Origin of the sequence: Gordonia sp. LUNF6, assembly GCF_047041125.1 — a bacterium.
GTDB lineage: Bacteria > Actinomycetota > Actinomycetes > Mycobacteriales > Mycobacteriaceae > Gordonia > Gordonia sihwensis.
The window spans coordinates 1,779,319-1,803,769 of record NZ_CP178181.1 but is presented as its reverse complement, the minus strand read 5'-3'; the positions used below and the strand labels follow the sequence as shown (position 1 = coordinate 1,803,769).

Genomic DNA, 24,451 nt, shown 5'->3' with positions numbered 1-24,451 from the left:
GTCAGCGACGCTTCTTCTTCCGCGCCGCGGCGCGACGCTCGGCACGGTTGGCGGTCGCCGTCGGCGGCACGAGGTGCAGGACGATGTGGTCGGCGTCGTACTTCGACGGGGCGATCCGCGCGGTGAAGTCGCCGCTGTCGGTCCCGAGAACGTCACCGTCACCGATGACCGGACCGTCGTCGTACATCAGCACGGCGGTGTCGACGACGACCTTCACCACCTGCTCGGCCGGCAGTGTGCTGTCGGTGACCTCGATGTCGAGCAACCCCAGCTCCGACATGCCGATCGTCTCCGCCGACACCAGTCCGGCCTCGTCGGCGACCATGAAATCGACCCACAGCATCAGCGGCAGGTCGGGCGAGACCTCCAGCGCCGCGCGCCGGTACGCCGAGGGCTCGGCGATCTGCTCGGAGGTGTGCATGTACACTGCCCGCACCGAGTCGGTGCAGGCCAGCAGTGAGGTCACCACCCGCGAGATCAGCGTCGCCTCCTCGATGAGGTCACGGTCGTCACCGAGAACCGCGTCACCGAGAACCGCGTCGTCGAAGACCGGGCCGGCGAGCACCGCCTCCGAGGACGCCGCGACGACGAGGGAGGGCCCGTCCGGGTCGGGCAGCTCGGCCTCCGCACTCCACAGCGGACTGCTCTGGGCCGCGTCGGCGACGTCGAGTCCGTGCGGCGCGTCGACGCCCGCCACGAGCACCCGGACCTCGTCGAAAGCGATCACGAACACCGGCGCGGACTCCGGTCCCTCGCCTCGTTGGGTCTCGACGACAACCGAGTCGAACTCGGAGTCGAGCAACTCGCCCCAGTCGGCACGGATCTGCTCGAGCAGTCTCGCAGCCGTCAGGCCGGGATCGATCCGAGTCTGGCACAGGGTGACGAAAAGTGGATCCACGGGCGTCCTCACGGTCGTTGGCGGTACAACCTCCATACAGCTCCATACAGCCTCCATTGCACCAGGACGCGGGGTACCGTGTCGTGCCGCCGCACCGGAACAAGGCACAATCGGTATGTGACGCAATCTGCGACTTCAGCGCAATCGGCCGCCGGCGACGCCGGTCTGTTGATCGAGACGGTCACCGATCCCGGCCTCGCTCCCGCGATCGCCGACGTCGCCGCCGCGACCTTCCCGCTCGCCTGCCCGCCGCACTCGACACCGGAGAACATCGCCGCGCACATCGAGCAGGTGCTCTCCGCCGCACGGTTCGCCGAGTACCTTGCGGACCCGCGCAAGCAGGTACTCGTCGCGCGGACCGGTGCCGGCGGCCCCATCGTCGGCTACGCGCTGCTGGTCCACGACCTCCCGGCCGACCCCGACGTGCGCGCGGCGGTCGACGCGTTCCCGGCCGGTGCCGCCGCCGTCGCGAACGGGACGGTCACCGAGATCTCCAAGATGTACGTGCTGCCCGAGCATCATGCCGCCCACAGCGAGCTCCGGCCGTCTCACGCCCTGATGAACGCGGCTCTCGACGCCGCCCGCGACCGCGGTGCGACCCTCGTGTGGCTCGGCGTGCACTCGGGCAACGAACGCGCGAAGAGGTATTACGCGAAGATGGGCTTCCGCCAGATCGGCACCAAGAGCTTCAACATGAACGGCGCCATCGAGCACGACTTCGTGCTGGCCCGCGAGAGCTGAACCCTCACACGGCGGGTTCGGCCGACGGCACCACGCGCGATCCGGCGGCGTCGACGATCAACGCTTGATCGTCGTACAGCGGCAGCAGTGTGAACCGGTCGCCGTACTCATTCAGCGTCCGGTCGATCAGTTCGGTGGGATACGGCGGCAACTGTCCGTCCGCATGCGGGATCACGACGGTGTCGGTGAGTCCGAGTCCCCGGAAATCGGCCAAGTCGAGACCCAGACCCGGGTCGTCCATCAACGCTGCGGGCTCCACGTCCGGCCCGGCCGCCACCGCTCCCGCACTGAGGCCGACGTAGGGAGTCCCGGCGCGGACTCGTTCGGCGATCACCTTGTCGGCGCCGCTGCGGCGCAGCCCGGACATCAGCGCGAAGGTGTCGCCTCCCGAGACGTAGAAGGCGTCGACACAGGCCAGAGCCTCCTCGAAGCCGCTCTTGCGGAGGTCGACATCGACGACGTCGTACCCGAACCGGACGAGCCGCTCGCGTTCGGGTCCGGTGAACGGCGCATCGAGCAGATGACGCTGAGCCTCGTCGATGTAGCCGATCCGCAGACGACGCGGCTCGGTGGCGTCGTGCGCCGCACCGGCGACCGGCGGCAGGTACTCCAACAGAGCGCCCGCCCCGAGGGACAGCAGGATCAGTGGGCCTTGCACGTCAGTCATCGGCGCCTCAGTCATTCGCCTCCGCGAATCGGGAGAGGGCCAGCAGCCGCGAGGTGGCGCGCAGATACTTCTTGCGGTAGCCGCCGGCCAGCATCTCCGGGGTGAACAGTTCGTCGAGCTTGACCCCGGAGATGCTCACCGGGATCTCCGCGTCGTACAACCGGTCGGCCAGCGCCACCAGGCGCAGTGCCACCGCCTGGTCCGGCGCGGGACGCACGTCGGAGATGCATACCAGCGACACGCCGTCGACCAGCGACTTGTACTTCGACGGGTGCAGCTTCGCCAGATGCGCGATCAGGCCGTCGAAGGTGTCGAGGGTGGCCCCGACGGTGTTCTCGGCCTGACGCTCGAGCTCCTCGTCGGACATCGGCTCCGGTGCGGGCGGAAGGTCGCGGTGCCGGTAGTCGGGACCGTCGACGCGGATGGTCTCGAAGATCGACGACAGCTTCTGGATCTCGCGCAGGAAGTCGCTCGCGGCGAACCGGCCTTCGCCGAGCTGGCCGGGCAGCGTGTTGGACGTGGCGACGATGGAGACGCCGCGGGCGGTGAGCTCGGTGAGCAGCCGCGAGACCACCATCGTGTCGCCCGGATCGTCGAGCTCGAACTCGTCGATGCAGAGGACACTGTGTCCCGACAGCCGTTCCAGCGCGTCGATGTAACCGAGGGCGCCGACCACATTGGTGACCTCGCCGAAGGTCGCGAACGCCTTGGGCCCCGGCATCGCGTGGTAGATCGACGCCAGCAGGTGCGTCTTGCCGACGCCGAAGCCGCCGTCGAGGTAGAGCCCGATCCCCTGGGGTGCGGCGGACTTGCGGAAGAAGCTCTTCTTTCCGCCGCTGCGGACCTTGGATGCGCGGGCGACGAAGTCGCGGGCGGCGTTCACCGCCGCGGTCTGGCTGGGCTCATCGGGGTCGGGGATGTACGAGTCGAAGCTCACCTCGTCGAACATCGTCGGCGGAACCATCTCGCCGATGAGTTGGTCGGGAGCCAGGACCGGATTCCGATCGCTAAGTCGTGCCAGCATTAGGCAAGGGTAACGACCGGCACCATGATGGACTCATGTTCATCCTGCAGAAAGCGACTGATGTCACAGCAGACGGACTGGCGCAGGTCTATTCTTTTCCGCCGTCCGGCGAACCGGTGGTCCGCGCCAACATGATCGCCAGCATCGACGGCGCCGCCACCGCGCAGGGTCGGTCGGGCGCGTTGGGATCCGACGGCGACCACACCGTCTTCCACCTGCAGCGCGCACTGGCCGACGCGATCGTCGTGGGTGCGCAGACCGCGGTCACGGAGGGGTACGGACCACCGGTCGTCGAGCCCCGTCACGCGCCGGGCCGCGCCGCCCGCGGTCAGTCGGCCGTGCCGCTGCTGGTCCTCGCGTCGCGATCGCTGAACCTGCCCGCCGACTTCACCACGGCGCGGCACCCCGACGTCCTCATCGCCACGTGCAGCGACGCCCCGCGAGACGCGCGGCGCCGACTGCTCAACGCCGGCGCCACCGTGGTCGACTGCGGTGAGTCGTCGGTGCAGCCGCGGGCGGTGATCGACGAGCTCGCCCGGCGTGGGTTGCGGCATGTGCTGTGCGAGGGCGGTCCCCGGTTCCTCGCCGATCTCGCGGCCGCCGGTCTGCTCGACGAACTGGCGTTGACGGTCAGCCCCGCGCTGGTCGGCGGCGACGCACCCCGCATCGCGCACGGCACCGCGGTCCCCGCTCGGACGGCCGGTTCCCTTCCCGGGCCGATGCGTCTGCGGCACATGCTCGGCGACGCGGAAGGGTATCTGTATCAACTGTGGGAGCGTGCCGACTAGGCTCGCGGTCATGCATTCACCCGGACGCCCGCGGACCGCTGGAGCATCGGCGGTCTCCCGGTTCGCCGCAGTCCTGACTGTGCTCGTCCTGGCCGCGTCCGTCGGCGGCTGCGCGGTCGGTCCGGACACCGGTCCCGACATCGTGCGCGGGGACGACGAGGGCGGGCAGGCGACCGGCGCACCGGAGCAGCCCGCCCTGCAGGCGCCGAAGAAGGACTTGAACTGGCGCCAGTGCGCGGGGTCGATCGCACAGAGGTACGGCGTCACCGTTCCCGACGGTGTGAAGCTCGACTGCGCGCGGCTGGACGTCCCGGTGGACCCGGCGCAGCAGTCGGGCACCACGATCAAGGTCGGCGTCGTCCGCGCCCGCACCGACGCCACGCCGGCCGGCGCCGTGCCGCTCGTGTTGACGAGCGGAGAGGACATGCCGAGTTCGCGGACCCTGCTGTCGTTCGCGACGGGCGCCGACCACGGCATCCTGGATCGCCGTCCGGTGATCGCCGTCGACCATCGCGGGATCGGCACGTCCGGTCTGATCGACTGCATGACCACCACGCAGCGCAGCGTCTACGACGACAACGGTGCGGGTGACGGACGCGATGTCGCGGCACGCGCCGAGAAACTGTCGGAGGCGGCGCGCGCGGCCGCCGACCAGTGCAACGACACGCTGACACCGGACCAGCTCGACTACTCGGCCGCGGCGGCGGGCGAAGACCTCGAGCAACTGCGCCAGCGCTGGGACGTCGACCGGCTCGCGATCCTGTCGGTCGGAACCGGATCATCGGTGGCCCTCGCGTTCGCCGCCGCGCACCCGGACCACGTCGGCCGGCTGATCCTCGACTCCCCGGTCGGCTACAACGTGTCCGCGAAGGCCGCCGCCCAGAGCCGCGCCCGCGGCCTGCAGGCCACCCTCACCGCGTTCACGCAGCGCTGCGCCGGGGCGGGCTGTTCGCTCGGCGCGGGCGGGGCGGCGGTCCTCGGCCGGCTGATGTCGTCGGGCGCGGGCGGACAGGTGGGCGCGCTGTCGGACACACAGGTCCTCGACGCACTCACCACCGCGCTCGCGGTCGGCGACACCTCCCCGGACGGACTGCGCGAACTGAGTACGGCGCTCACCGCCGCCGACCGCGGCGACACGGGTGCCCTGCGCAAGCTCGCGGACCAGGCTCGCTCGCTCCGCCTGGCCGACGGCCAGATCGTGGCCCGCTGCAACGACATGCGCGGGCGTCCGGGCACCGACGAGATCCCCGCCCTCGCGCGCGATTGGAACGCGCAGAATCCGCTGACCGCCGGCACCACGGCACTCGATCTCGTCCGGTGCGACGGCTGGGGCGTCGCCGACTCGCCCGCCGCGCCGGAGCGCTTCGCGGTCGACCCGCTGGTGCTCGTGGGCCAGAACGATCCGATCAACGGCGCCGCCGCGGCCGACGATCTGACGCCGCTGATGCTGGCGGCCGACACGGCTCAGACCACCGTCTCGTGGGACGGTCTCGGCTACTCGGTGGCCGCCAATTCCACGTGCGCGGGCGACCTGATCGGCGAATATCTCGGCCCGGCTCCGCTGGGCGCGCCGAGCGAGCGCGCCTGTCCGGCCTGACACCGTGGTGTAGTACGGTGCGCGGGTGAACGTTGTAGAGCGCTACCTGTATCCGCGCGTGGAGTCGCAGCGGATCATCTCGCTGATTCTGTGGCCGATCTCGGTGATGATGATCATTCAGCGGTCGCTGATCCTCGGAGTCAACGGACACCGGACCGACGACTTCACGCCCGTCTACAACGCCGCGTTCAACTTCCTCAACCGGCTGCCGGTCTACAACGAGAACTACAGCACGGTCGATCCGCACTACCTGTACCCGCCGTCGGGCACCATGCTGATGGCGCCGCTCGCGGTTCTGAACCCGGAATACTCCCGTTGGCTGTTCATCGCGGCGAGCGTGGTGGTGCTCATTCTCTGCGCCTACCTGTTGACCAGGATGTTCGGCTACTCCTACGACTCCTGGGTGTTCCCGGCGCTCCTGCTCTTCTTCTTCAGCACCGAGACCGTGGCGCACACGCTGATCTTCACCAACTTCAACGGTTTCGTCCTGCTCGGGATGCTGGCGTTCATGATGCTGATGATGCGCAGACACGACCTGTGGGCCGGCGTCGCGATCGGTCTCACGCTCGCCGTCAAGCCGGTACTCGCGCCGCTGCTCCTGCTGGTGCTGCTGAACCGCCAGTGGAAGATCCTGGTCACCGCGATCGGTGTGCCGCTGGTGCTGAACGTGCTGGCGTGGCCGTTGTCGAAGGACCCGATGGACTTCGTCCACCGCACCGTCCCGTACCTCGGCGAGTCGCGCGACTACTACAACAGCTCCATCACCGGCAACGCCGCCTACTTCGGCGTCGACTCCTGGCTGGCGTGGCTGCTGCGGATCGCGTTCGTGGTGATGGCCGTCTTCTCGCTGTGGTTCCTCTACCGCTACTACCGCCGGAGCGACGAGTTGCTCTGGCTCGCGACCTCGTCGGGCGTTCTGCTCGGCACCACGTTCCTCGTGGGATCGCTGGGCCAGGGCTACTACTCGATGCTGCTGTTCCCGCTGCTGATGACCGTCTTCCAGACCGGCTCGACCATGCGGAACTGGCCGGCCTGGCTGGGCGTGTACGGCTGCATGACCTTCGACGTCTTCGACTCGAAGAAATGGGAACCGTTCGGCCGGTACCTCGAATACAACAAGGTTCCGCTCGGCTGGTCGCTGCTGATGATCTCGGTGTTCTGCGTGCTGCTGTTCCGCTACCTCGACCTGCGTGAAGCGGATGCGACCGGCGGCTCCGTCGACGGGGGCTCCAGCGACGGCGGCTCGGTCCACGACGGGCCCGTCCCCGCCGCCTGAGCGGTACCCTGGACGGCATGACCGACCAGCCTGCCGACCTGTCCCAGCTCACCGACGAGCAGTGGCGTGAACGCCTCACTCCGCAGGAGTTCCACGTGCTGCGCGAAGCCGGCACCGAGCGGCCCTTCGTCGGTGAGTACACCGACAAGACCGATGTCGGCGTCTACCGTTGCCGCGCCTGCGGCGCCGAACTGTTCCGGAGTACGACGAAGTTCGAGTCGCACTGCGGATGGCCGTCGTTCTTCTCCCCGCTCGCCGGCGACCGGATCATCGAGCGCGTCGACGACTCGCTGGGAATGACGCGGACCGAGGTGCTGTGCGCCAACTGCCACAGCCACCTCGGTCACGTCTTCGCCGGCGAGGGCTACGACACCCCGACCGATCTGCGCTATTGCATCAACTCCATCAGCCTCACCTTCGAGGCCGAGTGAACCCTGCCCGGCGCGCGGGCCCGATCAGGGCAGCGAGCGGGCCAGCTTGGCGGCGTCCACGCGCGGTCCGGTGAAGAACGGGATCTCCACGCGCACGTGGCGGCGCGCCTCGGTGGCGCGCAGGTCGCGCATCAGGTCGACGATCCGATGCAGTTCCGGCGCCTCGAAGGCCAGGATCCACTCGTAGTCGCCGAGCGCGAACGCCGGGACCGTGTTGGCCCGCACGTCCTTGTAGTCGCGCGCCTCCTTGCCGTGATCGGCGAGCATCTTGCGCCGGTCGGCGTCGGGCAGCAGGTACCAGTCGTACGACCGCACGAAGGGGTACACGCAGATGTACGCACCGGGCTCCTCGCCCGCGAGGAACGCCGGGATGTGGCTCTTGTTGAACTCCGCCGGACGGTGCAGCGCCGAGCCGCTCCAGAACGGGTCGGACGCCCGGCCCAGGACGGTGCTCCGGCGGAAGGTCGAGTAGGCGTCCTGCAACTGCTCGATGGTCTCCGCGTGCCACCAGAACATGAAGTCGGCGTCGCCGCGCATACCGGCGATGTCGTAGATGCCGCGCACCACCACGCCCTTGTCGGCGACCTCGGCGAGGAAACGCTCGAGATCGGCGGCCACCTCGTCACGGTCCGCCGGCAGCTCGCCCGCCCGGACCTTGAAGACCGAGAACATCAGGTATCGGATGGTTGCATTCAGTTCGGCGTAATCCAGGCGACTCATGCCTCCATCGTGCCACCGGCCCGACTCGGGCGGAACGTCAGGTCCGCAGGTCGGCGGTGATTTCTCCCACGGCCGCCTCCGCGGTGCCGATGCAGGCGGGCACTCCGACTCCGGCGTAACCGGACCCGGCGACCCCGATCCGGGAGGGCAGTCCGGCCACCGCCTCGCGGACTCGGGCGAGATGCCCCGGTGCGTAGTGCGGCAGTCCGTGCGGCCAGCGCTGCACCACCGCGTCGGCGACCTGGGGCGCGGGCAGTCCGGCGGCGGCGAAGACCGTGCCGAGGTCGGCGACCGCGGCGTCGACGAGTTCGGTGTCGCTCGCCGTCACCGGGTCGCCGAGCCGTCCGAACGAGGTCCGCAGCGTCCGCACGTCACCGTGTCGCAGATGCGGCCACTTCTGGCTGCTCAGCGTGATCGCCTTCAGCCGGAGGCCGGCGTCGGTCGCGACCAGCACACCGGAATGCTCGGGCAGCGGGGTCGCGGCGGGCACCGCGAGAGCCACGACGGCCGAGCCCGCGGGTGCGACCTCGCCGAACACCGCGGCCGCGGCCGGAGCCGCCTCCGACAGGAGGCGGGCGGCCGTCCAGATCGGAACGGCGACGATCACCGCGTCGTACTCCACCGCCCGGGGCTCACCCGAACCGGCGACCAGCACCGCGGCGCCGTCGGCGATCGGCCGCAGCCCGACCACCTCGGTACCGAGTCTCAGATCGGCGCCCGCGGCCTCGACGAGCGCGGACACCAGTTCCCGATATCCGCCGGCGAGCGCGCCGAACACCGGGCCCGTTCCCCCAGCGCCGGCGTCGAGCACGGTCCGAACGGCGGCGCTCAGCGACGCAGCGCCCGCGTCGAGAGCGCGAGCCAGTGCGGGCACGGCTTCGCGCAGTCCGAGCTGGTCGGCAAGCGCCGAGTACACGCCGCCGAGCATCGGGTCCACCCCGCGCGCCACCACCGACCGTCCGTACCGCTCACCCACCAGCTCCCCCACCGACGGATCGGCTCCGGGAGTCCACTCCAGCGGAGTCCGCTCCTCGGCCGCCATCCTCTCCAGGTCGTCGGCGGCCGCGAGATCCGCGAACGGTGCCGGACCCGCCGGGATGCCCATCAGAGCCGGGGCCGGGAGGTCGTGCAGCGCTCCCCCGGACCAGATCGCCGGCCGCATCGGTCCCGGGGCCACCACGCGGTCGGCCAGACCCAGTTCGGTCACCAGCGCCAGGGCTTCGGGACGGCGCACGATGAACGCCTCGGCGCCGACGTCCACCGCGGTACCGCCGACGGTGCGGGTGCACAGCAGGCCGCCCGGCCGGTCAGCCGCGTCGTAGACGTCGATCCGCGCCTGTGCTCCGAGCTCGCGCCGCAGGCGGTGGGCGGCGGTCAGACCGGATACACCGGCCCCGATCACCGCGACCCGGTTCCGGTCCCCCGACCGCCCGCCGGTCACAGCGAGTGAATGAGCTCGACCGCGCGCGTCACCACGCCGGCGTCGGTGTTCGGCAGGACGCCGTGCCCGAGATTGAAGATGTGTCCCGGGGCACCCGCGTCGACGGCTCGCCGTCCGGCCGCCACCACTCGATCGATCTCGCGCTCGAGGACCGCGTCGTCGCCGGCCAGCAGAACCGTCGGATCGAGGTTGCCCTGGACCGCGACGCGGTGCCCGACGCGGGCCGCGGCCTCGTCGAGCGGGATGCGCCAGTCGACGCCGATGACGTCGGCGCCCACGTCGGTCATCGAGCCGAGGATCTCTCCGGTGCCGACACCGAAGTGGATGCGCGGCACCCCGTACTCGGCGACCTCCGCCATCACTCGAGACGAGTGCGGCGCCACGAACTCCTCGTACGCTGCCTTCGACAGCGTTCCCGCCCAGGAGTCGAACAGTTGAACGGCGTCGACGCCGGCGTCGAGCTGGGCGCGCAGGAAGGCGATGGTGATGTCGGTGAGCCGCCCCATCAGCGAATGCCACAGCTCCGGCTCAGCCAACATCATCGCCTTGGTGTGCTCGTAGGTGCGGCTGGGTCCGCCCTCGATCAGATACGAGGCGAGGGTGAACGGTGCACCCGCGAAGCCGATCAGGGACTTCTCGTCGGCCAGTTCACCGAGGATCATGCCGATGGCCGCGGTCACGGCGCCGACCGAAGCGGGGTCCAGGCGTGGGATCGACGCCACATCACGCGCGGTCCGGATCGGCGAGGCGATGACCGGGCCCGTCCCGGCCACGATGTCCAGGTCGATCCCCGCAGCGCGCAGCGGGACCACGATGTCGGAGAACAGGATCGCCGCGTCGGTGTCGTGCCTGCGCACCGGCTGCATGGTGATCTCGGCCACCAGTTCCGGGTCGAAGCAGGATTCGAGCATCCCGCGCCCGGCACGGATCTCGCGATACTCCGGCAGTGAACGCCCCGCCTGGCGCATGAACCACACGGGTCGGCGAGAAGGGGTGCCGCCCGTGGCGGCGGCGATCAACGGCATCCGGCCCGGCGAACGTCGGCCTCGAATCGAAGTCATACGGACAACTCTGCCATCATTGCCCGCGCCCGCCACCATCCGCGCACCGCCCGCGGCCTCCCTGTGCTCCGTCCAGGTGATATGCCGCACCCGTACCGGCGCCGGCGCGTGAGGCCGCTCACTTATCGTCGTTTCAGCTTGCGGCGCGCCTCCGCCAACTGGCAGGAGCGGGGGCCTAACCTGACGCCGTGACCACTTCTGGAGCCCCGAGCGAGCCCGCCGAATTCCGTGATGCGGTGGCTTCGCTCCACGACGCCGCCGTGCGCCGCGAGATCGAGATCGGCTCGATCCGCCCGCCGCAGCGCCTGGCGCCGTACAGCTACGCCCTCGGCGTCGAGGTCAGCCCGCCCGAGTCCGGCGATCCCGCGCTGGTCGCCGACGATTCCTCCGGCAGTGCCTTCGGCAGACTCGTCTTGCTGTACGACCCCGCAGGCCAGGAGGCGTGGAACGGAACCTTCCGGCTCGTCGCCTTCATTCAGGCCGAGGTGGAGGCCGCCCTCGCAGCCGATCCGCTGCTGCCGCAGGTGGCGTGGACGTGGCTGTCGGAGGCGCTCGGCGTCCCCGACGGCGCCACCGAATCCGATCCCCCGCTCGGGTCCGACGTACCGATGGTTCGGGCCCTCGGCGGCACGGTCACCGCCACCACGTCTGTGCGATACGGCGACATCGCCGGCCCCCCGCAGGCGCACCAGCTCGAACTCCGCGCGTCGTGGACGGCCACCAGTCCCCGGCTCGCCGCGCATCTCGAGGCGTTCTGCGAGGTCCTCGCCTCGGCCGCGGGGCTGCCGCCGGCCGGGGTGACCGCGCTCGGCCCGGTCCAGTCCTCGTGACCGAAGCCTCGACCGGTTCGACCGGCGAACAGCCGCGGGTGGAACCGCGGGCCCAGCCCGAGCCAGCCGTCGCGCCCGACGTCACGCCACTCACTTCGCCGCGCGAGGGAGTCCCGCCGGTGCTCGCCACCGGGGACGAGTTCGCCGAAGCCGCACGCCGGCTGCGCGACGGCTCGGGCCCCATCGCGGTCGACACCGAGCGCGCCAGCGGCTACCGCTATTCGCAGCGCGCTTATCTGATCCAGCTCAGACGCGCCGGATCGGGCAGCTTTCTGATCGATCCGATCGCGCACCCGGATGCACTGGAGCCGATCATCGACGCCCTCGACGGGCCCGAGTGGATCCTGCACGCCGCCGACCAGGACCTGCCCTGCCTGCGCGAGCTCGGCTTCCGGACCGAGTCGTTGTTCGACACGGAGCTGGCGGGCCGGCTCCTCGACTTCCCGAAGGTCAATCTTGCGGCGATGGTCGCCGAATTCCTGCACCTCGGTCTCGCGAAAGGTCACGGCGCGGCCGACTGGTCGCGCCGACCGCTGCCGGCGGACTGGCTCAATTACGCGGCCCTGGACGTCGAGGTCCTCATCGAACTGCGCAACGCCGTCGCCGGCGCGCTGGACGAACGCGGCCGCGGCGAATGGGCGGCTCAGGAGTTCGCCCACGTTCTCCGGCGGCCGCCCGCGCCGCCGCGCACCGACCGCTGGCGGCGGACGTCGAACATCCACAACCTGCGCACTCAGCGCCAACTCGCGGTGGTGCGCGAGCTCTGGACGGCGCGGGAGGAGATCGCGCAGCGCCGGGACATCGCGCCGGGCCGGGTGCTTCCCGACTCGGCCATCGTCACCGCGGCCACGGCGAATCCGACCGATACCGCGGCCCTGGCCAGCCTCCCGGTGTTCGGCGGACCGCGCCAGCGGCGTCAGGCCGACCGCTGGATGCGCGCCATCCGGAAGGCCCAGCAACTGCCCGAGTCGGACCTGCCTGCCAAGAAGACTCCGCAGGTGGGACCGCCTCCCTACAACCGGTGGGAGCAGCGCAATCCGGAGGCCGCGGCCCGCGCCGGCGCCGTGCGTCCGGTGGTCCGGGCGATCGCCGAGGAGGTCGGCGTTCCGCAGGAGAACCTGATCTCCCCCGACCTGCTGCGCAACCTCTGCTGGGAGGGTCTGGGCCCGAGCGCCGGCGCCGACGAGTGGCTCGCCGAGCGCGGTGCCCGACCGTGGCAGCGGGCCCTGGTGGCCGCACCGATCGACGCGGCCCTGGACGCGATCCGGCCCTGAGCCGGCTCTGCGTCTACCCGCTCGCGGTGGTGACGGGCGCGTTCAGTTCCACCGGCTCCTCTGGCCCCACCAGGGACACGTACCCGGATCCGGTCGCGATCGAGTCGGCGATCACCGAGTCGGCGATCCCTGCGGGAGTGAGCCCGCAGTCGGCGAGGATCGCCTCGCGCGAAGCGTGTGCGATGAACTCCTGAGGCACTCCCCGACGATGGACGGGAACGTCGACGCCCGCCTGCTCCAGCGCCGACTCCACCGCGCTTCCGACACCGCCGCGCACGCCGCCGTCCTCGATGGTCACCACCGAGGTGTGCGTGCGGGCCAGGTCGGCGATCGATGCGGGGACGGGCAGCGCCCAGCGCGGGTCGACCACGGTGGCGGGAATACCGCGGGCGGCCAGGAGTTCCGCCGCCCCGATGCCGATCTCCGCCATTCCGCCGACGGCGACGATGAGGACCCCGCCCGGCTCGGCGGCCTCCACGAGAACGTCGACGCCGTCGCCGAGCCGCCGTACCGCCGGAATGTCGTCGGGCACGCGGCCCTTGCCGAAGCGCACCGCCGAGGGACCGTCGCCGATATCGAGGGCCTCGGCGAGTTCCTCGCGCAGCCGGACGGCGTCGCGCGGAGCTGCCACGCGCATCCCCGGAACGATCGCCAGCAGCGACAGGTCCCACATCCCGTGGTGGCTCGGTCCGTCCGGACCGGTGATGCCGGACCTGTCGAGCACCACCGTGACCGGCAGATTGAGCAGCGCGACGTCCATCAGCAGTTGATCGAAGGCACGGTTCAGAAAGGTCGAGTAGATGGCGAGGACCGGATGCATGCCGCCGAGCGCCAACCCGGCCGCCGACGTCATGCCGTGCTGTTCGGCGATCCCGACGTCGAACATCCGCTCCGGGTACCGCTCACCGAACGCGGCGAGCCCGGTGGGACCGGGCATCGCGGCGGTGATCGCCACCACCTCGGGTCGGCGGGCGGCCTCGCGCACGAGCGTCTCCGAGAACACCGAGGTCCAGTCGACCGGCGATTCGGCGAGCGCCCGGCCGGTGAGCGGGTCGATCTTTCCGGTGGAGTGCATCTGCTCGGCCTCGTCGTTCTCGGCCGGGGCGTAGCCGTTTCCCTTCCGGGTCACGGCGTGAACGATCACCGGACCGCCGAAGGCCTTGGCCCGCCGCAGCGCGGCCTCCATCTCGGCCAGGTCGTGCCCGTCGACCGGGCCGACGTACTTGATCCCGAGGTCGGCGAACATCGCCTGCGGCGAGACCAGGTCCTTGACCCCGCTCTTCATCCCGTGCAGCACCGCGTACGCGGCGTCGCCGACCATCGGGACGCTCTTGAGGGTGCGCCGGCCCGTCTCCAGGAAGCGCTCGTAACCGGGCTGCAGCCGCAGCGCCGAGAGATTGCGTGCCAATCCGCCGATCGTGGGCGCGTACGACCGCCCGTTGTCGTTGACGACGATCACCACCGAGCGGTCGCTGTCGGCGATGTTGTTCAGCGCCTCCCAGCACATGCCGCCCGTGAGCGCGCCGTCACCGACCACCGCGACCACGGTGCGGTCCTCGCCGCGCAGGGCGAAGGCCTTGCTGAGACCGTCGGCGTTCGACAGCGCCGCCGAGGCGTGCGAGGACTCGATCCAGTCGTGCGGGCTCTCGGTGCGGTCCTGGTACCCGGTGAGCCCGCCCTGCTCCCGCAGGGTGTCGAATCGATCCTTGCGCCCGGTGACGATCTTGTGGACGTAGCACTGGTGCCCGGTGTCGAACAGGATCGGGTCGGTCGGCGAGTCGAAGACCCGGTGGATCGCGAGGGTCAGTTCCACCACGCCGAGGTTGGGGCCCAGGTGTCCCCCGGTGGCCGCGACCTTCTGAATCAGGAACTGCCGGATGTCGTCGGCCAGCTCCGCCAGTTCCTCTGGCGAGCACGCACGTACGTCTGCCGGTGAGTCCACCCGATCCAGCACGCCCATCCGTAGTCCTCCTTCGCAGCCGCGACCGCCCGAGCGGCGTCGCATCAGACCCAGTCTACGGACTCGGGGTCTGAGCCCGGGATCACAGGACGCCGCAGGGTCACCGAGCCCCTCACCGCGTGAGAACGGCGACCGCCTCGATGTGATGGGTCAGCGGGAAGGCGTCGAAGGCCCGCCAGCCGCGCACCCGGTATCCGTGGACCGCGTACCGGCCCAGGTCGCGCGCGAAGGAGGCCGCGTCGCATCCCACGTGCACCACCGCCTCCGGACCCGCGGCGGCGACGCCGTCCACCACCGAGAGTCCGGCCCCGGCACGCGGCGGGTCGCTGACCACCACCTGCGGTGACCGCAGGCCGGCGAGGGTCTCGGCGACGCCGCCTCGATGAGTGGTCACCGGATCGGCGCCGAAGACCGCATCTGCGGCGGCGAGCGCGCTCGGATCGGTGTCGACCAGGTCGACGGATGCGACGTCGAGTCCGCGGCTCGGCCCAGCGTCGATCAGCGCCGCGCTGAAGACGCCCGCCCCGCCGTACAGGTCCCACGCGTGAACTGTCCCCGCGACGCCCGCCTCGGCGAGCAGATCGACCACGGCGGCCGAGTACACCTCGGGAGCGTTGCGATGTGCCTGCCAGAAGCCGGTCACCGGTATCCGCCAACTCCGGTCGCCGACGCGGTGGGTCACCGAACCGTCACCGACCAGCATGCGCAGCTCTCGGGGCGCACTGCGGGCCCCGCGCGATCGCTGGGCCCGGCGTCGGGCGGCGTCGCCGCGACGGCGTCCGCGCACATCGCCTTCCCGGGGCGCGGCGAGCTCACCCGCATGCCGCACGCCGTCGGTGCCCGCCATCAGCACGATCTCGGTCCCCGGCCGGGCACCGAGGCCGTCCACCTGCTCGAGCAGTCCCGCGACGGGTGCGACGCACGGCTCGGTGACGATCTCGGCCGACCGGCGTCCACGCAGGCCCGCCCGCCCGTCTCGGCCCACCGCGAGCCGCGTCCGGATCCGCCAGCCGGTGGACGCTCCGCCGAGCGGCTCCACGTCCGGGGGCGGCAGTTCGTCGAGGTCGAATCGGCCGATCCGGCGAAGGACGTCGGCGAGGGCGTCCGCGCCCAGCCTCCTCGCGTACGCCGGCTCGACGAAGGCGAGATCGCAGCAGCCGGCGCCGGCCACCGCGGCCGGACAGCGAGGGGCCACGCGATGCTCGGACGGGGTGAGGACTTCCTCCACCGCCGCCTTGGCGTAGCTGCTGCGCGAGTCGTCGGTGATGCGGGCGCGTACCCGCTCGCCGGGCAGGGCGCCGTCGACGAAGACCACGCGACCGTCCGACCGCGCGATACCGGCACCGCCGTTGGCGTACGCGGTGACCTCGAGGGTGAGCGGGCCGCCGGGGCGGCTCATCGGGTTCCGCCGTCCGAGGGGGAACCGGATCCGGGCCGCGGTTGCTCGTTGGCCGAGAACCCCCGGCGGGCGTCGCCCGGTGCGTGGTAATTGTGCTCCGCCCGCCGGGCCCGGTTCTCCGAGGAGTTCAGCTGCCACGGAACGGAGGTCACCATCACCCCGGGCTCGAACAGCAGGCGGCTCTTGAGGCGCAGTGCGGACTGGTTGTGCAGGATCTGCTCCCACCAGTGGCCGACCACGTATTCGGGGATGAAGACGGTGATGACGTCGCGCGGCGACTCGCGTCGCACGCGCCGCACGTAGTTGATGATCGGACGCGTGATCTCGCGGTAGGGCGACGCCAGCACCTTGAGCGGCACCGTGATGTCGCTCTCCTCCCACTCGCTGACGAGAGTGCGAGTGTCACGGTCGTCGACGTTGACGGTCACCGCCTCGATGGTGTCGGGGCGCGTCGCCCGGGCGTAGCGCAGCGCGCGCCGCGTCGGCAGGTGCAGCGTGGACACCAGGATCACGGCGTGGCTGCGGCTCGGCAGCACCTCGTCGGACTGGTCGGTGGCCTCGAGCTCGTCGACGATCCCCGAGTAGTGGCGATGGATCAGCTTCATCAGGCAGAACAGCACCACCATCGCCAGAATCGCCATCCACGCGCCGGCGGTGAACTTGGTCAGCAGCACCACCACCAGCACCGTCCCGGTCATCACCATGCCGATCGCGTTGATGACGCGCGACCGCCGCATCCGCGAGCGCGCATCGGGATCGCTCTCGGTCTTGAGGTGGCGGGTCCAGTGCCGGACCATGCCGGTCTGACTGAGGGTGAAGGAGACGAAGACGCCGACGATGTACAGCTGGATCAGCGACGTGACCTCGGCCCCGAAGGCGACGACGAAGGCGATCGCGGCCAGTGCCAGGAAGACGATGCCGTTCGAGAACGCCAGGCGGTCGCCGCGGGTGTGCAGCTGACGCGGGAGGTACCGGTCCTGCGCGAGCACCGAGCCGAGCACCGGGAAACCGTTGAACGCGGTGTTGGCCGCGAGCAACAGGATCAGGGCGGTGACGACGGCGATGAAGTAGAAGCCCGGCGGGAAACCACGGAAGACGGCCTCGGCGAGCTGCGCGAGGATCGACTTCTGCTGGTAGCCGTCGGGCAGACCGCTCAGATCCTTCGCCGGATCGAGGACGTACTTCGCGCCGATCTTCTGAGCGAGCATCACGATGCCCAGCAGCAGTGCGATCGAGAAGGAGCCGAGCAGCAGCAGGGTGGTCGCGGCGTTCCTCGACTTCGGCTTCCGGAACGCGGGCACACCGTTGCTGATCGCCTCCACACCGGTCAGCGCGGCGCAGCCGGACGAGAACGACCGCGCGACGAGGAAGGCCATCGCCAGCCCCATCAGGTGCGGTTGTTCGGCGACGATCCCGAATCCCGAGGTCTCGGCCTCGACGGTGTCGCCGAGGACGAAGATCTTCACCGCTCCCCACCCGAGCATCAACAGCACGCCGACGATGAACGCATACGTCGGAATCGCGAGGACCGCACCGGATTCCTTGATACCGCGCAGGTTCACCGCGGCCAGCAGCGCGATGCCGAGGACGCAGAACCACACCTTGTGCTCGTGCACCAGCGGTACCGCCGAACCGATGTTCTCCGCGGCCGAAGTCACCGACACGGCGACGGTCAGCACATAGTCCACCAGGAGGGCGGACGCGACCGTCAGACCGGCGTTGGAGCCCAGGTTGACGGTGGCCACCTCGTAGTCGCCGCCGCCCGAAGGATAGGCGTGGACATTCTGCCGGTAGCTGGCGACCACCACCACCATGACGGCCGCCACGGCCACCGCCACCCACGGAGCGAGGGTGTACGCGCTGATACCGGCGATCGACAGGACCAGGAAGATCTCCTGCGGGGCGTAGGCCACCGACGACATCGCGTCAGAGGCGAACACCGGCAGCGCGATCCGTTTCGGCAGCAGCGTGTGACCGAGCCGATCACTGCGAAACGGACGCCCGAGGACCAGCCTCTTGGTGGCTACCGACACCTTTGACATCGTGGACACTCCGCAACATTAAGGCCCGAGGTCGCCCTCGCAACACCAGGGTGCGGATTCAATCGCGGCACAGTAACCTCGATCACCGTGCGCGTAATCATCATGGGTTGCGGCCGAGTGGGATCCGCCCTGGCAGGGGCGATGTCCGGACTCGGCCACGACGTCGTCGTCATCGACCGAGACGAGACGGCCTTCCGTCGTCTCGGCGAGGACTTCCGGGGCCGGAGAGTCTGCGGCGTCGGATTCGACCGGGACGTCCTCAAGGACGCAGGCATCGAGGACTGCGACGCCTTCGCCGCGGTGTCCTCGGGCGACAACTCCAACATCATCGCCGCGCGGGTCGCGCGGGAGACCTTCGACGTCGACCGCGTCGTCGCCCGCATCTACGATGCGAAGCGCGCGGCGGTGTACGAGCGTCTCGGCATCCCGACGGTCGCGACCGTCCCGTGGACCACCCAGCGATTCGTCGCCGCCCTCGGCGAGACCTCCAGCACGCCGGTCTGGACCGATCCGTCGGGCTCGGTGGTGATGGCCGTTCTGGACTTCCACGAATCGTGGGTCGGCACCGACGCGGGCAAGTTCCAGGAACTGACCGGTGCGCGGGTCGCGTTCCTGTCGCGGATGGGCAACACCGTGCTGCCCGATCCGCGGACCGTGATTCAGGACGACGACGTGCTCTACGTCGCGACCCTCGCCTCCAATGTCGACAACGCGCGCGCCGTCGCCGGCGCCGAGATGCCCCGGGAGTAACTGTGAAAGTCGCCATCGCCGGAGCCGGGGCCGTCGGCCGGGCCATCGCCCGCGAACTGCTCGTGAACGATCACGACGTGACGCTGTTCGAACGGAACCGCACGCACATCGATCCGGTCGCGGTACCCGGGGCCGACTGGGTGCACGCCGACGCGTGCGAACTGTCGGACCTGGAGCTGGCGCAGCTGCAGACGTACGACGTGATGATCGCGGCCACGGGAGATGACAAGGCGAATCTGGTGGTGAGCCTGCTCGCGACGACGGAGTTCGCCGTGAACCGGGTGGTCGCCCGCGTCAACGATCCGCGCAATGAGTGGCTCTTCAATGAGGACTGGGGCGTCGACGTCGCCGTCTCCACACCGCGGATGCTGGCCTCGCTGGTCGAAGAGGCGGTGACCGTCGGCGATCTGGTGCGAGTGATGACCTTCCGCCAGGGCCAGGCCAACCTCGTCGAGCTGACCCTGCCGAACGACACCCCGCTCGCGGGGAAGGCGGTGCGCCGCCTGCAGCTCCCGCACGACGTCGCGCTGGTGGCGATCATCCGCGGCCGGCGAGTGATCGTGCCCGAGTCGGACGACTCTCTCGAGGGCGGCGACGAGCTGGTGTTCATCGCACCGGAGGAAGCCGAAGAAGAGCTCCACCGGACGATCAAGTCACCCATTTAACTCCTACACGCTGTAGTAGCGGTAGGGACTTTCGTCCCCGGCTCGAAGGCCGAAAATACCTGTTTCCGCAGGTCATGAGAGGTCCGACACATTAATTGGAGTCCCGGGTTCCAATTATGTTCTGATCGATTCATGCAGCTGACACGGTTCACCGACATCGGCCTGCGGGTCGTCATGGCGCTGACCGCCGACCCGGATGCCAGCCACACCTCCAAGCAGATCGCGGCCGATCTGCAGCTGAGCTACACGCACGTGGCCAAGGTGGTCAGTCGACTGGCCGAACTCGGCGTGGTGCACTCGCGCCGCGGCCGCTCCGGCGGCCTGGGCATCACCGAGCTCGGCAGGCGAGCAGGCGTCGGCTGGCTCGCCCGTCATCTCGAGGGCGATGCCGAAGTCGTCGACTGCGAAGGCCCCGCACCGTGTCCCCTGCGCAACGCCTGCCGTCTGCGCCGCGCACTCGCGACCGCCCAGGAGGCGTTCTACACCAGCCTCGATCGGCTCAGCGTCGAAGACCTGATCGCCGATCCGACCGGAGCCCAGCTGCTGACGCTGCTGCCGACTCTCCGGTCCACCGATACCCCGCCGACCACGACCACCGTGGATGCGGCGGCTCCCGATTCAATCGCAGCGAAGTGAGGATAAATCGATGATCTCGTCGGATACGAAACTGGTGCTCGAAGCCACTGTCCCCGTCGTCGAAGCCGCGTTGCCGGAGATCACGCCGCGGTTCTACGACCGGATGTTCACCGCGCGGCCCGAACTGCTCCGCGATCTGTTCAATCGGACCAACCAGGCCACCGGCGGTCAGCCGCAGGTGCTGGCGGGTGCGGTCGCGGCCTTCGCCCGACTGCAGCTCGAGCCCGATGCCGGCCGGATGCGCTTCATCATCGACCGGATCGCCCATAAGCACGCCTCCCTCGGCATCGTCGCCGACCAGTACCCGATCGTCCACGAGCACCTGTTCGCCGCGATCGTCGACGTCCTCGGTGAGGCCGTCACCCCGGAGGTCGCGGCCGCATGGGACGAGCTGTACTGGGAGATGGCACACGTCCTGATCGGCCGGGAGACCGAGCTGTACCGGGCTGCCGGCGTCGAACCCGGCGATGTGTGGAAGTCGGCGCGCGTCGTCGAACGCGAGCAGGTGGCCCCCGACGCCGTGGCCTTCACGCTCGAGAGCCTCGACGGCGAGCCGCTCGGCGCATTCGTCCCCGGTCAGTACATCTCGGTCCAGGCGACGATGGACGACGGCGCGCGGCAGATCCGGCAGTACAGCCTCACCGGGTCGACCTCCGATCCCGCGTGGCACATCAGCGTCAAGCTCGACGGCGAGGTGTCCAGCCATCTGCACGAGCACGTCTTCGAGGGCGATCTCATGACCGTGAGCACGCCCTTCGGCGACCTCACCCTCCCCGAGGGAGACGATCCGCTGCTGCTGGCCTCGGCGGGGATCGGCTGCACCCCGGTGATCGGTCTGCTGAACCACCTGGTCTCCACCGGCGACACCCGTCCGGTCACGGTCCTGCACGCCGACCGCTCGCGCAGCAGGCAGCCGCACCGAGGCGACCTCGCACAGCTCGTCGATCGCCTCCCCCAGGCCGAACTGCTGCAGTGGTACGAGCACGGACTGGCGACCGACGAGGCGACGCGGATCGGGTATATGGATCTCGAGGGCGTCGACATCGCACCCGACACCACCGCGCTCCTGTGCGGACCGTCCGGCTTCCTCGGCGCGATCCGCGACGCCCTGCTGGAGCGGGACGTGCCCGAGGACCGCATCCACTACGAGTCCTTCAGCGTGATGAAGTGAGCGTGATCCGATGACCGTGACCCAGGCCCTGGCGACAGCCGGCTCCTTCATCTGGCTCGGCATGGTGTTCGGCATCTCGTTCATCGAGGCGCCGCTCAAGTTCCAGGCCCCCGGGATCACCATCCCGCTCGGCCTGGGTATCGGCCGCCTCGTGTTCCGCGCGCTGAACGCGGTCGAGGCGCTCTGGGCGATCGCACTGATCGTCGCGGTCGCCGTCGGCGACGACTGGTCGACGGGTACGTTGATCGGACTCGGTGTGGCGGCCGCGGCGCTGATCGTTCAGGTGGCGGCGATCAGGCCGGTGCTCTCCAAGCGCACCGATCTGGTCCTGGCCCACCCGGAGTCGGTTCCCGAACACCGCAGCACGGCGCACTACTGGTATGTCGGATTCGATCTGATCAAGGTCGCGGCGCTGATCACGCTCGGGACCTCGCTGCTGCTGAGCATCTGAAGTACTGCACGACGCGACGCCGGTCTCCACGGAGGCCGGCGTCGTCATGCTCACTCGGTCATGCGCTCACTCGGTCAGGCGCTCACTCGTCGGTGGCGTGCAGTTCGTAATAGGGGTTGTAGATCACCTTCATGCCGTCCGAGTTCGCCACCCGGCCGCGGATCGTCACCCGTCGACCGGGTTCGATGCCCGGGATCCGGTTCCGGCCCATCCACTTGAGGATCACCGTGTCGGTGCCGTCGAAGAACTCCGCGACCACACCGGTCTTGGTGTTGCGCGAACACGTCTCGACCGCGCGGAGCTCGCCGACCATCGTCGCCTCGTCGCCGCGGGCGCAGTCGACCGCGCGCTGCGCACCATGTGCCTGGCACTCGCGCTGGATGCGACCCTCTTCGATCTCGTCGAGATCTTCGGTCAGCATCCGTCCGAGCCGCTTGAGCAGACCCGAATTAGCCATCCCATCCTCCGCGGGGTGTCGCAATCGAACTCACTTGCAAACTCACCATACTACCCGTGCATGATCGAAGTATGACCACGCTGATCGTGATGCCGGGCACCGGGTCGGACGCCGATTACGCCGCACGGGTCTTCGGCCCCGCCGCCGCCTCGATCGGCGCTCGATTGGTGTCACTCGAACCAGAATCTGACCTGGTCAACAGCTATTCTACGCGCCTGGACCAGGTCGCCGCCGAAGGCGATGACCTACTCGTCGGCGGCATCTCGATAGGTGCGGCGATCGCCGTCGAATGGGCACTGCGATCACCGCTCGCGCAGCACTGCCGCGGAGTGCTTGCCGCCCTGCCGCCGTGGTCGGGCCCGGCCGCGGACTCACTCGCCGCGCTGTCGGCGCGGCTGACCGCCGACGCGATCGAACGCGACGGTCTGGCGGCCGCAGTGGCGCAGATGGTCCGGACCAGCCCCGCATGGCTCGGGGCGGAGCTGTCACGGTCGTGGCGCTCGCTCGCCGACCGCGGACTGGTCGAGCAGTTGCGTGCCGCGGCCGCGCACACCGCGCCCGCCGAGAGCGAACTGTCCGCGCTGACGGTGCCGCTGGGCGTCGCCGCCGCCCCCGACGACCCGCTGCATCCCGTCGAGGTGGGACGGGCCTGGGCCGCGTATGCACCGCGGGCGGCGGTGCGCGCCGTGCCGCTCACCGAGTTCGGGCCGGCACCGCATCGGCTCGGCGACGCCTGTGCCGCCGCCTGGAGGGACGCGTCAGCGGCGGCGCCGGCGGAAGCGTGACATCGCCGAACCGCGCGACGGCGGCGCGGTGGGTGCCTCCTCCGGCTCCACTGCGGGCGGAGCCGACGTCTCCTCCGCTGTCGCCGACGGCGCATCCGCGTCCGGTTGATCGGAGTAGACGGTGGCCGAGGCGCTCTGCTCCACGGCGCCGCCGGGAATCACCTCCGGCACTCCGGAGTCGTCACCGGACGGCTGTGCGGGCAGCGGCTGCGAGGGGAAGGCTCCGGTCTCGGCGTCCATCCCGGCCTGCTCGGCCGCCTGCTCGGCCAGTTGCTGCTGGGCGGCCGCGACCTGTTCGGCGAGGACCGGCGGCAACACGATCGGCAGCAACTCCCGCGGCGGGCACGGTTCACTGCCTCGACGCACCACCGTCTCGGCGAGGACGGCGCGGGCGAGCTGGGCCAGCTGCACCTCGGACTCCTCGGGGCCGCTCGCGACGCAGCGCACCATCCAGCGAGGACCGTCGACACCGATGAACCGGTGACTGCCGCCGGGCACCCGGGCCACCACTTCGCGGCCCCAGTGACCGTCCTCGATCGAGGTCTGCGCTCCGTCGCTGCGGAGCGACTCGGCCAGTTCGCGCACCACTTCGCGCCACAGTCCCCCGCTGCGCGGGGCGGCGAAGGCGTGCAGTCCGATGCGGCCGACCGGCGTCACGAGGTAGACGGCCTCGGGCTCATGCGTCGCGGACATCTCGACGGTCACCTGCCCGCCCTCCACCACCGGCATCAGCAGGGAGCCCAGATCCAGATGGGAGTTCGCGAGTTCGGCGAGGGGCGTCGCCAGATCCGCGATGTCGTAGGGTCCCGCGGTGTCGCCGATCGAGTACTTGTCGCCCGCGGCGCCGGTCGCACGCTGTGCCATCGTCATCCCTCCGTCAGAATCGCGTGGCCGCCACTGGAGCCGTAGCCTCCGGCGCCGCGCTCGGTGTCGTCGAGTTCATCGACTTCGACCACGTCTGGCAACTCGACACGCTGCACGATCAGCTGGGCGATCCGGTCGCCGCGCGTGACGGTGATCGGAGCCTCCGGATCCAGGTTGATCAGGCACACCTTGATCTCGCCGCGGTAGCCCGCGTCGATCGTTCCCGGCGCGTTGACGATCGACAGTCCCGCGCGCGCCGCCAGACCGGAGCGCGGATGGATCAGTCCGACGGTGCCGTACGGCAGCCCGATCGCGATACCGGTCCCGACGAGCTGACGACGTCCCGGCGCCAGCACGAGGTCGGTGGCGGCGTACAGATCGATGCCCGCATCGCCCGGATGGGCGCGCACGGGAAGCGGGAGGTCGGGATCGAGTCGGCGGATTCGCAACGGCGGATACGTATCGGGCGTCACTGGCGTGGTCACCCCCGCAGACTACTAGGGCGCTACCGCATTAGGCTTGT

General features: G+C 70.0%; 25 protein-coding genes. 13 read left to right on the top strand and 12 right to left on the bottom strand.

The genetic code is table 11. The features are described 5' to 3' along the window. Position 1: 1 nt before the first annotated feature. Complete coding sequence (locus tag ACK8HH_RS08460; protein WP_412475685.1) at positions 2–898, bottom strand: DUF4261 domain-containing protein; 897 nt, start codon at positions 896–898, stop codon at positions 2–4. Positions 899–1,015: 117 nt separating this feature from the next. On the opposite strand from ACK8HH_RS08460, the gene ACK8HH_RS08455 reads away from it, so the two are divergent. After that, positions 1,016–1,639 carry a GNAT family N-acetyltransferase gene (locus tag ACK8HH_RS08455; RefSeq protein ID WP_412475684.1) on the top strand — a complete coding sequence of 208 codons (624 nt, stop codon included), beginning with the start codon at positions 1,016–1,018 and terminating at the stop codon, positions 1,637–1,639. A gap of 4 nt (positions 1,640–1,643) precedes the next feature. Here the strand turns inward: ACK8HH_RS08455 and ACK8HH_RS08450 are convergent, their stop codons facing one another. Both ACK8HH_RS08450 and zapE read right to left on the bottom strand, forming a co-directional pair. Next, the gene (locus tag ACK8HH_RS08450) at positions 1,644–2,306 is read right to left on the bottom strand and encodes a Type 1 glutamine amidotransferase-like domain-containing protein (protein ID WP_231875780.1); all 663 of its coding nucleotides are present in this window, start codon (positions 2,304–2,306) and stop codon (positions 1,644–1,646) included. A 7-nt stretch (positions 2,307–2,313) separates the two neighbouring features. Beyond that, entirely contained in the window at positions 2,314–3,330 is a 1,017-nt protein-coding gene (gene zapE / locus ACK8HH_RS08445; protein WP_006896360.1) for a cell division protein ZapE, read from the bottom strand. A 35-nt stretch (positions 3,331–3,365) separates the two neighbouring features. Between zapE and ACK8HH_RS08440 the strand changes: the two genes are divergently transcribed. The 4 genes from ACK8HH_RS08440 to msrB are packed head-to-tail and all read left to right on the top strand — an operon-like array spanning position 3,366 to position 7,422. Continuing rightward, positions 3,366–4,118 carry a dihydrofolate reductase family protein gene (locus ACK8HH_RS08440; protein ID WP_045537624.1) on the top strand — a complete coding sequence of 251 codons (753 nt, stop codon included), beginning with the start codon at positions 3,366–3,368 and terminating at the stop codon, positions 4,116–4,118. Positions 4,119–4,128: 10 nt separating this feature from the next. After that, positions 4,129–5,715, top strand: coding sequence for an alpha/beta fold hydrolase (locus ACK8HH_RS08435; protein ID WP_006896358.1), 1,587 nt, complete (start codon positions 4,129–4,131; stop codon positions 5,713–5,715). A 25-nt stretch (positions 5,716–5,740) separates the two neighbouring features. Continuing rightward, entirely contained in the window at positions 5,741–6,991 is a 1,251-nt protein-coding gene (locus ACK8HH_RS08430; protein ID WP_278127252.1) for a glycosyltransferase family 87 protein, read from the top strand. A 17-nt stretch (positions 6,992–7,008) separates the two neighbouring features. Continuing rightward, positions 7,009–7,422, top strand: coding sequence for a peptide-methionine (R)-S-oxide reductase MsrB (msrB, locus tag ACK8HH_RS08425; protein ID WP_006896356.1), 414 nt, complete (start codon positions 7,009–7,011; stop codon positions 7,420–7,422). 24 nt (positions 7,423–7,446) lie between these two features. On the opposite strand, the gene hemQ is transcribed toward msrB, so the two are convergent. From hemQ to hemE, 3 genes are read right to left on the bottom strand one after another with little or no spacing between them, the layout of a single operon-like run. Further along, positions 7,447–8,142, bottom strand: coding sequence for a hydrogen peroxide-dependent heme synthase (gene hemQ / locus ACK8HH_RS08420; RefSeq protein ID WP_006896355.1), 696 nt, complete (start codon positions 8,140–8,142; stop codon positions 7,447–7,449). A 37-nt stretch (positions 8,143–8,179) separates the two neighbouring features. After that, a complete protein-coding gene (gene hemG / locus ACK8HH_RS08415; protein WP_062366876.1) occupies positions 8,180–9,583 on the bottom strand; it encodes a protoporphyrinogen oxidase in 1,404 nt (467 codons plus the stop codon). After that, on the bottom strand, positions 9,580–10,608 hold the full coding sequence (hemE, locus tag ACK8HH_RS08410; RefSeq protein ID WP_039867371.1) for a uroporphyrinogen decarboxylase: 1,029 nt from the start codon (positions 10,606–10,608) through the stop codon (positions 9,580–9,582). Before hemE ends, hemG begins: the two co-directional genes overlap by 4 nt. A 224-nt stretch (positions 10,609–10,832) precedes the next feature. Between hemE and ACK8HH_RS08405 the strand changes: the two genes are divergently transcribed. Next, complete coding sequence (locus tag ACK8HH_RS08405; RefSeq protein ID WP_081598103.1) at positions 10,833–11,474, top strand: DUF3000 domain-containing protein; 642 nt, start codon at positions 10,833–10,835, stop codon at positions 11,472–11,474. Continuing rightward, entirely contained in the window at positions 11,471–12,748 is a 1,278-nt protein-coding gene (locus ACK8HH_RS08400; RefSeq protein WP_006896351.1) for a ribonuclease D, read from the top strand. The genes ACK8HH_RS08405 and ACK8HH_RS08400 overlap by 4 nt, the downstream gene beginning before the upstream one ends. Positions 12,749–12,761: 13 nt before the next feature. On the opposite strand, the gene dxs is transcribed toward ACK8HH_RS08400, so the two are convergent. The 3 genes from dxs to ACK8HH_RS08385 all read right to left on the bottom strand — a co-directional run bounded on the left by dxs (position 12,762) and on the right by ACK8HH_RS08385 (position 18,158). Beyond that, positions 12,762–14,708, bottom strand: a complete 1,947-nt coding sequence (dxs, locus tag ACK8HH_RS08395) for a 1-deoxy-D-xylulose-5-phosphate synthase (protein ID WP_062366874.1) — start codon at positions 14,706–14,708, stop codon at positions 12,762–12,764. A 112-nt stretch (positions 14,709–14,820) separates the two neighbouring features. Further along, complete coding sequence (locus ACK8HH_RS08390; RefSeq protein ID WP_278127250.1) at positions 14,821–16,107, bottom strand: class I SAM-dependent RNA methyltransferase; 1,287 nt, start codon at positions 16,105–16,107, stop codon at positions 14,821–14,823. Then, on the bottom strand, positions 16,104–18,158 hold the full coding sequence (locus ACK8HH_RS08385) for an APC family permease (RefSeq protein ID WP_045540238.1): 2,055 nt from the start codon (positions 18,156–18,158) through the stop codon (positions 16,104–16,106). The genes ACK8HH_RS08390 and ACK8HH_RS08385 overlap by 4 nt, the downstream gene beginning before the upstream one ends. A gap of 78 nt (positions 18,159–18,236) precedes the next feature. On the opposite strand from ACK8HH_RS08385, the gene ACK8HH_RS08380 reads away from it, so the two are divergent. The 5 genes from ACK8HH_RS08380 (at position 18,237) to ACK8HH_RS08360 (ending at position 21,822) form a co-directional block, all read left to right on the top strand. Further along, positions 18,237–18,899 (top strand): potassium channel family protein, encoded by a 663-nt coding sequence (locus tag ACK8HH_RS08380; RefSeq protein WP_039867369.1) that lies wholly within the window; start codon positions 18,237–18,239, stop codon positions 18,897–18,899. Positions 18,900–18,901: 2 nt separating this feature from the next. Next, positions 18,902–19,564, top strand: coding sequence for a potassium channel family protein (locus ACK8HH_RS08375; protein ID WP_045540236.1), 663 nt, complete (start codon positions 18,902–18,904; stop codon positions 19,562–19,564). Positions 19,565–19,696: 132 nt separating this feature from the next. After that, positions 19,697–20,200, top strand: a complete 504-nt coding sequence (locus ACK8HH_RS08370) for an RrF2 family transcriptional regulator (protein ID WP_006896345.1) — start codon at positions 19,697–19,699, stop codon at positions 20,198–20,200. A gap of 10 nt (positions 20,201–20,210) precedes the next feature. Further along, positions 20,211–21,371 carry a globin domain-containing protein gene (locus tag ACK8HH_RS08365; RefSeq protein WP_006896344.1) on the top strand — a complete coding sequence of 387 codons (1,161 nt, stop codon included), beginning with the start codon at positions 20,211–20,213 and terminating at the stop codon, positions 21,369–21,371. Between the two features lie 10 nt (positions 21,372–21,381). Then, positions 21,382–21,822, top strand: a complete 441-nt coding sequence (locus ACK8HH_RS08360) for a hypothetical protein (RefSeq protein ID WP_006896343.1) — start codon at positions 21,382–21,384, stop codon at positions 21,820–21,822. A gap of 82 nt (positions 21,823–21,904) precedes the next feature. Here the strand turns inward: ACK8HH_RS08360 and ACK8HH_RS08355 are convergent, their stop codons facing one another. After that, a complete protein-coding gene (locus ACK8HH_RS08355; protein WP_006896342.1) occupies positions 21,905–22,279 on the bottom strand; it encodes an OB-fold nucleic acid binding domain-containing protein in 375 nt (124 codons plus the stop codon). A 71-nt stretch (positions 22,280–22,350) separates the two neighbouring features. Between ACK8HH_RS08355 and ACK8HH_RS08350 the strand changes: the two genes are divergently transcribed. Next, a complete protein-coding gene (locus ACK8HH_RS08350; RefSeq protein ID WP_412475727.1) occupies positions 22,351–23,064 on the top strand; it encodes an alpha/beta hydrolase in 714 nt (237 codons plus the stop codon). Here ACK8HH_RS08350 and ACK8HH_RS08345 read toward each other — a convergent pair. Both ACK8HH_RS08345 and dut read right to left on the bottom strand, forming a co-directional pair. Beyond that, positions 23,038–23,928 carry a DUF3710 domain-containing protein gene (locus tag ACK8HH_RS08345; RefSeq protein WP_346075404.1) on the bottom strand — a complete coding sequence of 297 codons (891 nt, stop codon included), beginning with the start codon at positions 23,926–23,928 and terminating at the stop codon, positions 23,038–23,040. The two genes, ACK8HH_RS08350 and ACK8HH_RS08345, sit on opposite strands and share 27 nt — an antisense overlap. Before the next feature lie 2 nt (positions 23,929–23,930). Further along, positions 23,931–24,413 (bottom strand): dUTP diphosphatase, encoded by a 483-nt coding sequence (dut, locus tag ACK8HH_RS08340; protein ID WP_375002004.1) that lies wholly within the window; start codon positions 24,411–24,413, stop codon positions 23,931–23,933. Positions 24,414–24,451: the final 38 nt, after the last annotated feature.

What these genes read in the sequence shown, in the direction of transcription:
- dxs (WP_062366874.1), bottom strand. Translation starts at nt 14,708, where the DNA reads ATGGGCGTGCTGGATCGGGTGGACTCACCGGCAGACGTACGTGCGTGC.
- ACK8HH_RS08370 (WP_006896345.1), top strand. Translation starts at nt 19,697, where the DNA reads ATGCAGCTGACACGGTTCACCGACATCGGCCTGCGGGTCGTCATGGCG.
- ACK8HH_RS08440 (WP_045537624.1), top strand. Translation starts at nt 3,366, where the DNA reads ATGTTCATCCTGCAGAAAGCGACTGATGTCACAGCAGACGGACTGGCG.
- ACK8HH_RS08365 (WP_006896344.1), top strand. Translation starts at nt 20,211, where the DNA reads ATGATCTCGTCGGATACGAAACTGGTGCTCGAAGCCACTGTCCCCGTC.
- hemE (WP_039867371.1), bottom strand. Translation starts at nt 10,608, where the DNA reads ATGCCGTTGATCGCCGCCGCCACGGGCGGCACCCCTTCTCGCCGACCC.
- ACK8HH_RS08450 (WP_231875780.1), bottom strand. Translation starts at nt 2,306, where the DNA reads ATGACTGACGTGCAAGGCCCACTGATCCTGCTGTCCCTCGGGGCGGGC.
- ACK8HH_RS08390 (WP_278127250.1), bottom strand. Translation starts at nt 16,107, where the DNA reads ATGAGCCGCCCCGGCGGCCCGCTCACCCTCGAGGTCACCGCGTACGCC.
- ACK8HH_RS08360 (WP_006896343.1), top strand. Translation starts at nt 21,382, where the DNA reads ATGACCGTGACCCAGGCCCTGGCGACAGCCGGCTCCTTCATCTGGCTC.
- hemQ (WP_006896355.1), bottom strand. Translation starts at nt 8,142, where the DNA reads ATGAGTCGCCTGGATTACGCCGAACTGAATGCAACCATCCGATACCTG.
- zapE (WP_006896360.1), bottom strand. Translation starts at nt 3,330, where the DNA reads ATGCTGGCACGACTTAGCGATCGGAATCCGGTCCTGGCTCCCGACCAA.
- msrB (WP_006896356.1), top strand. Translation starts at nt 7,009, where the DNA reads ATGACCGACCAGCCTGCCGACCTGTCCCAGCTCACCGACGAGCAGTGG.
- ACK8HH_RS08345 (WP_346075404.1), bottom strand. Translation starts at nt 23,928, where the DNA reads ATGGCACAGCGTGCGACCGGCGCCGCGGGCGACAAGTACTCGATCGGC.
- ACK8HH_RS08435 (WP_006896358.1), top strand. Translation starts at nt 4,129, where the DNA reads ATGCATTCACCCGGACGCCCGCGGACCGCTGGAGCATCGGCGGTCTCC.
- ACK8HH_RS08355 (WP_006896342.1), bottom strand. Translation starts at nt 22,279, where the DNA reads ATGGCTAATTCGGGTCTGCTCAAGCGGCTCGGACGGATGCTGACCGAA.
- ACK8HH_RS08350 (WP_412475727.1), top strand. Translation starts at nt 22,351, where the DNA reads ATGACCACGCTGATCGTGATGCCGGGCACCGGGTCGGACGCCGATTAC.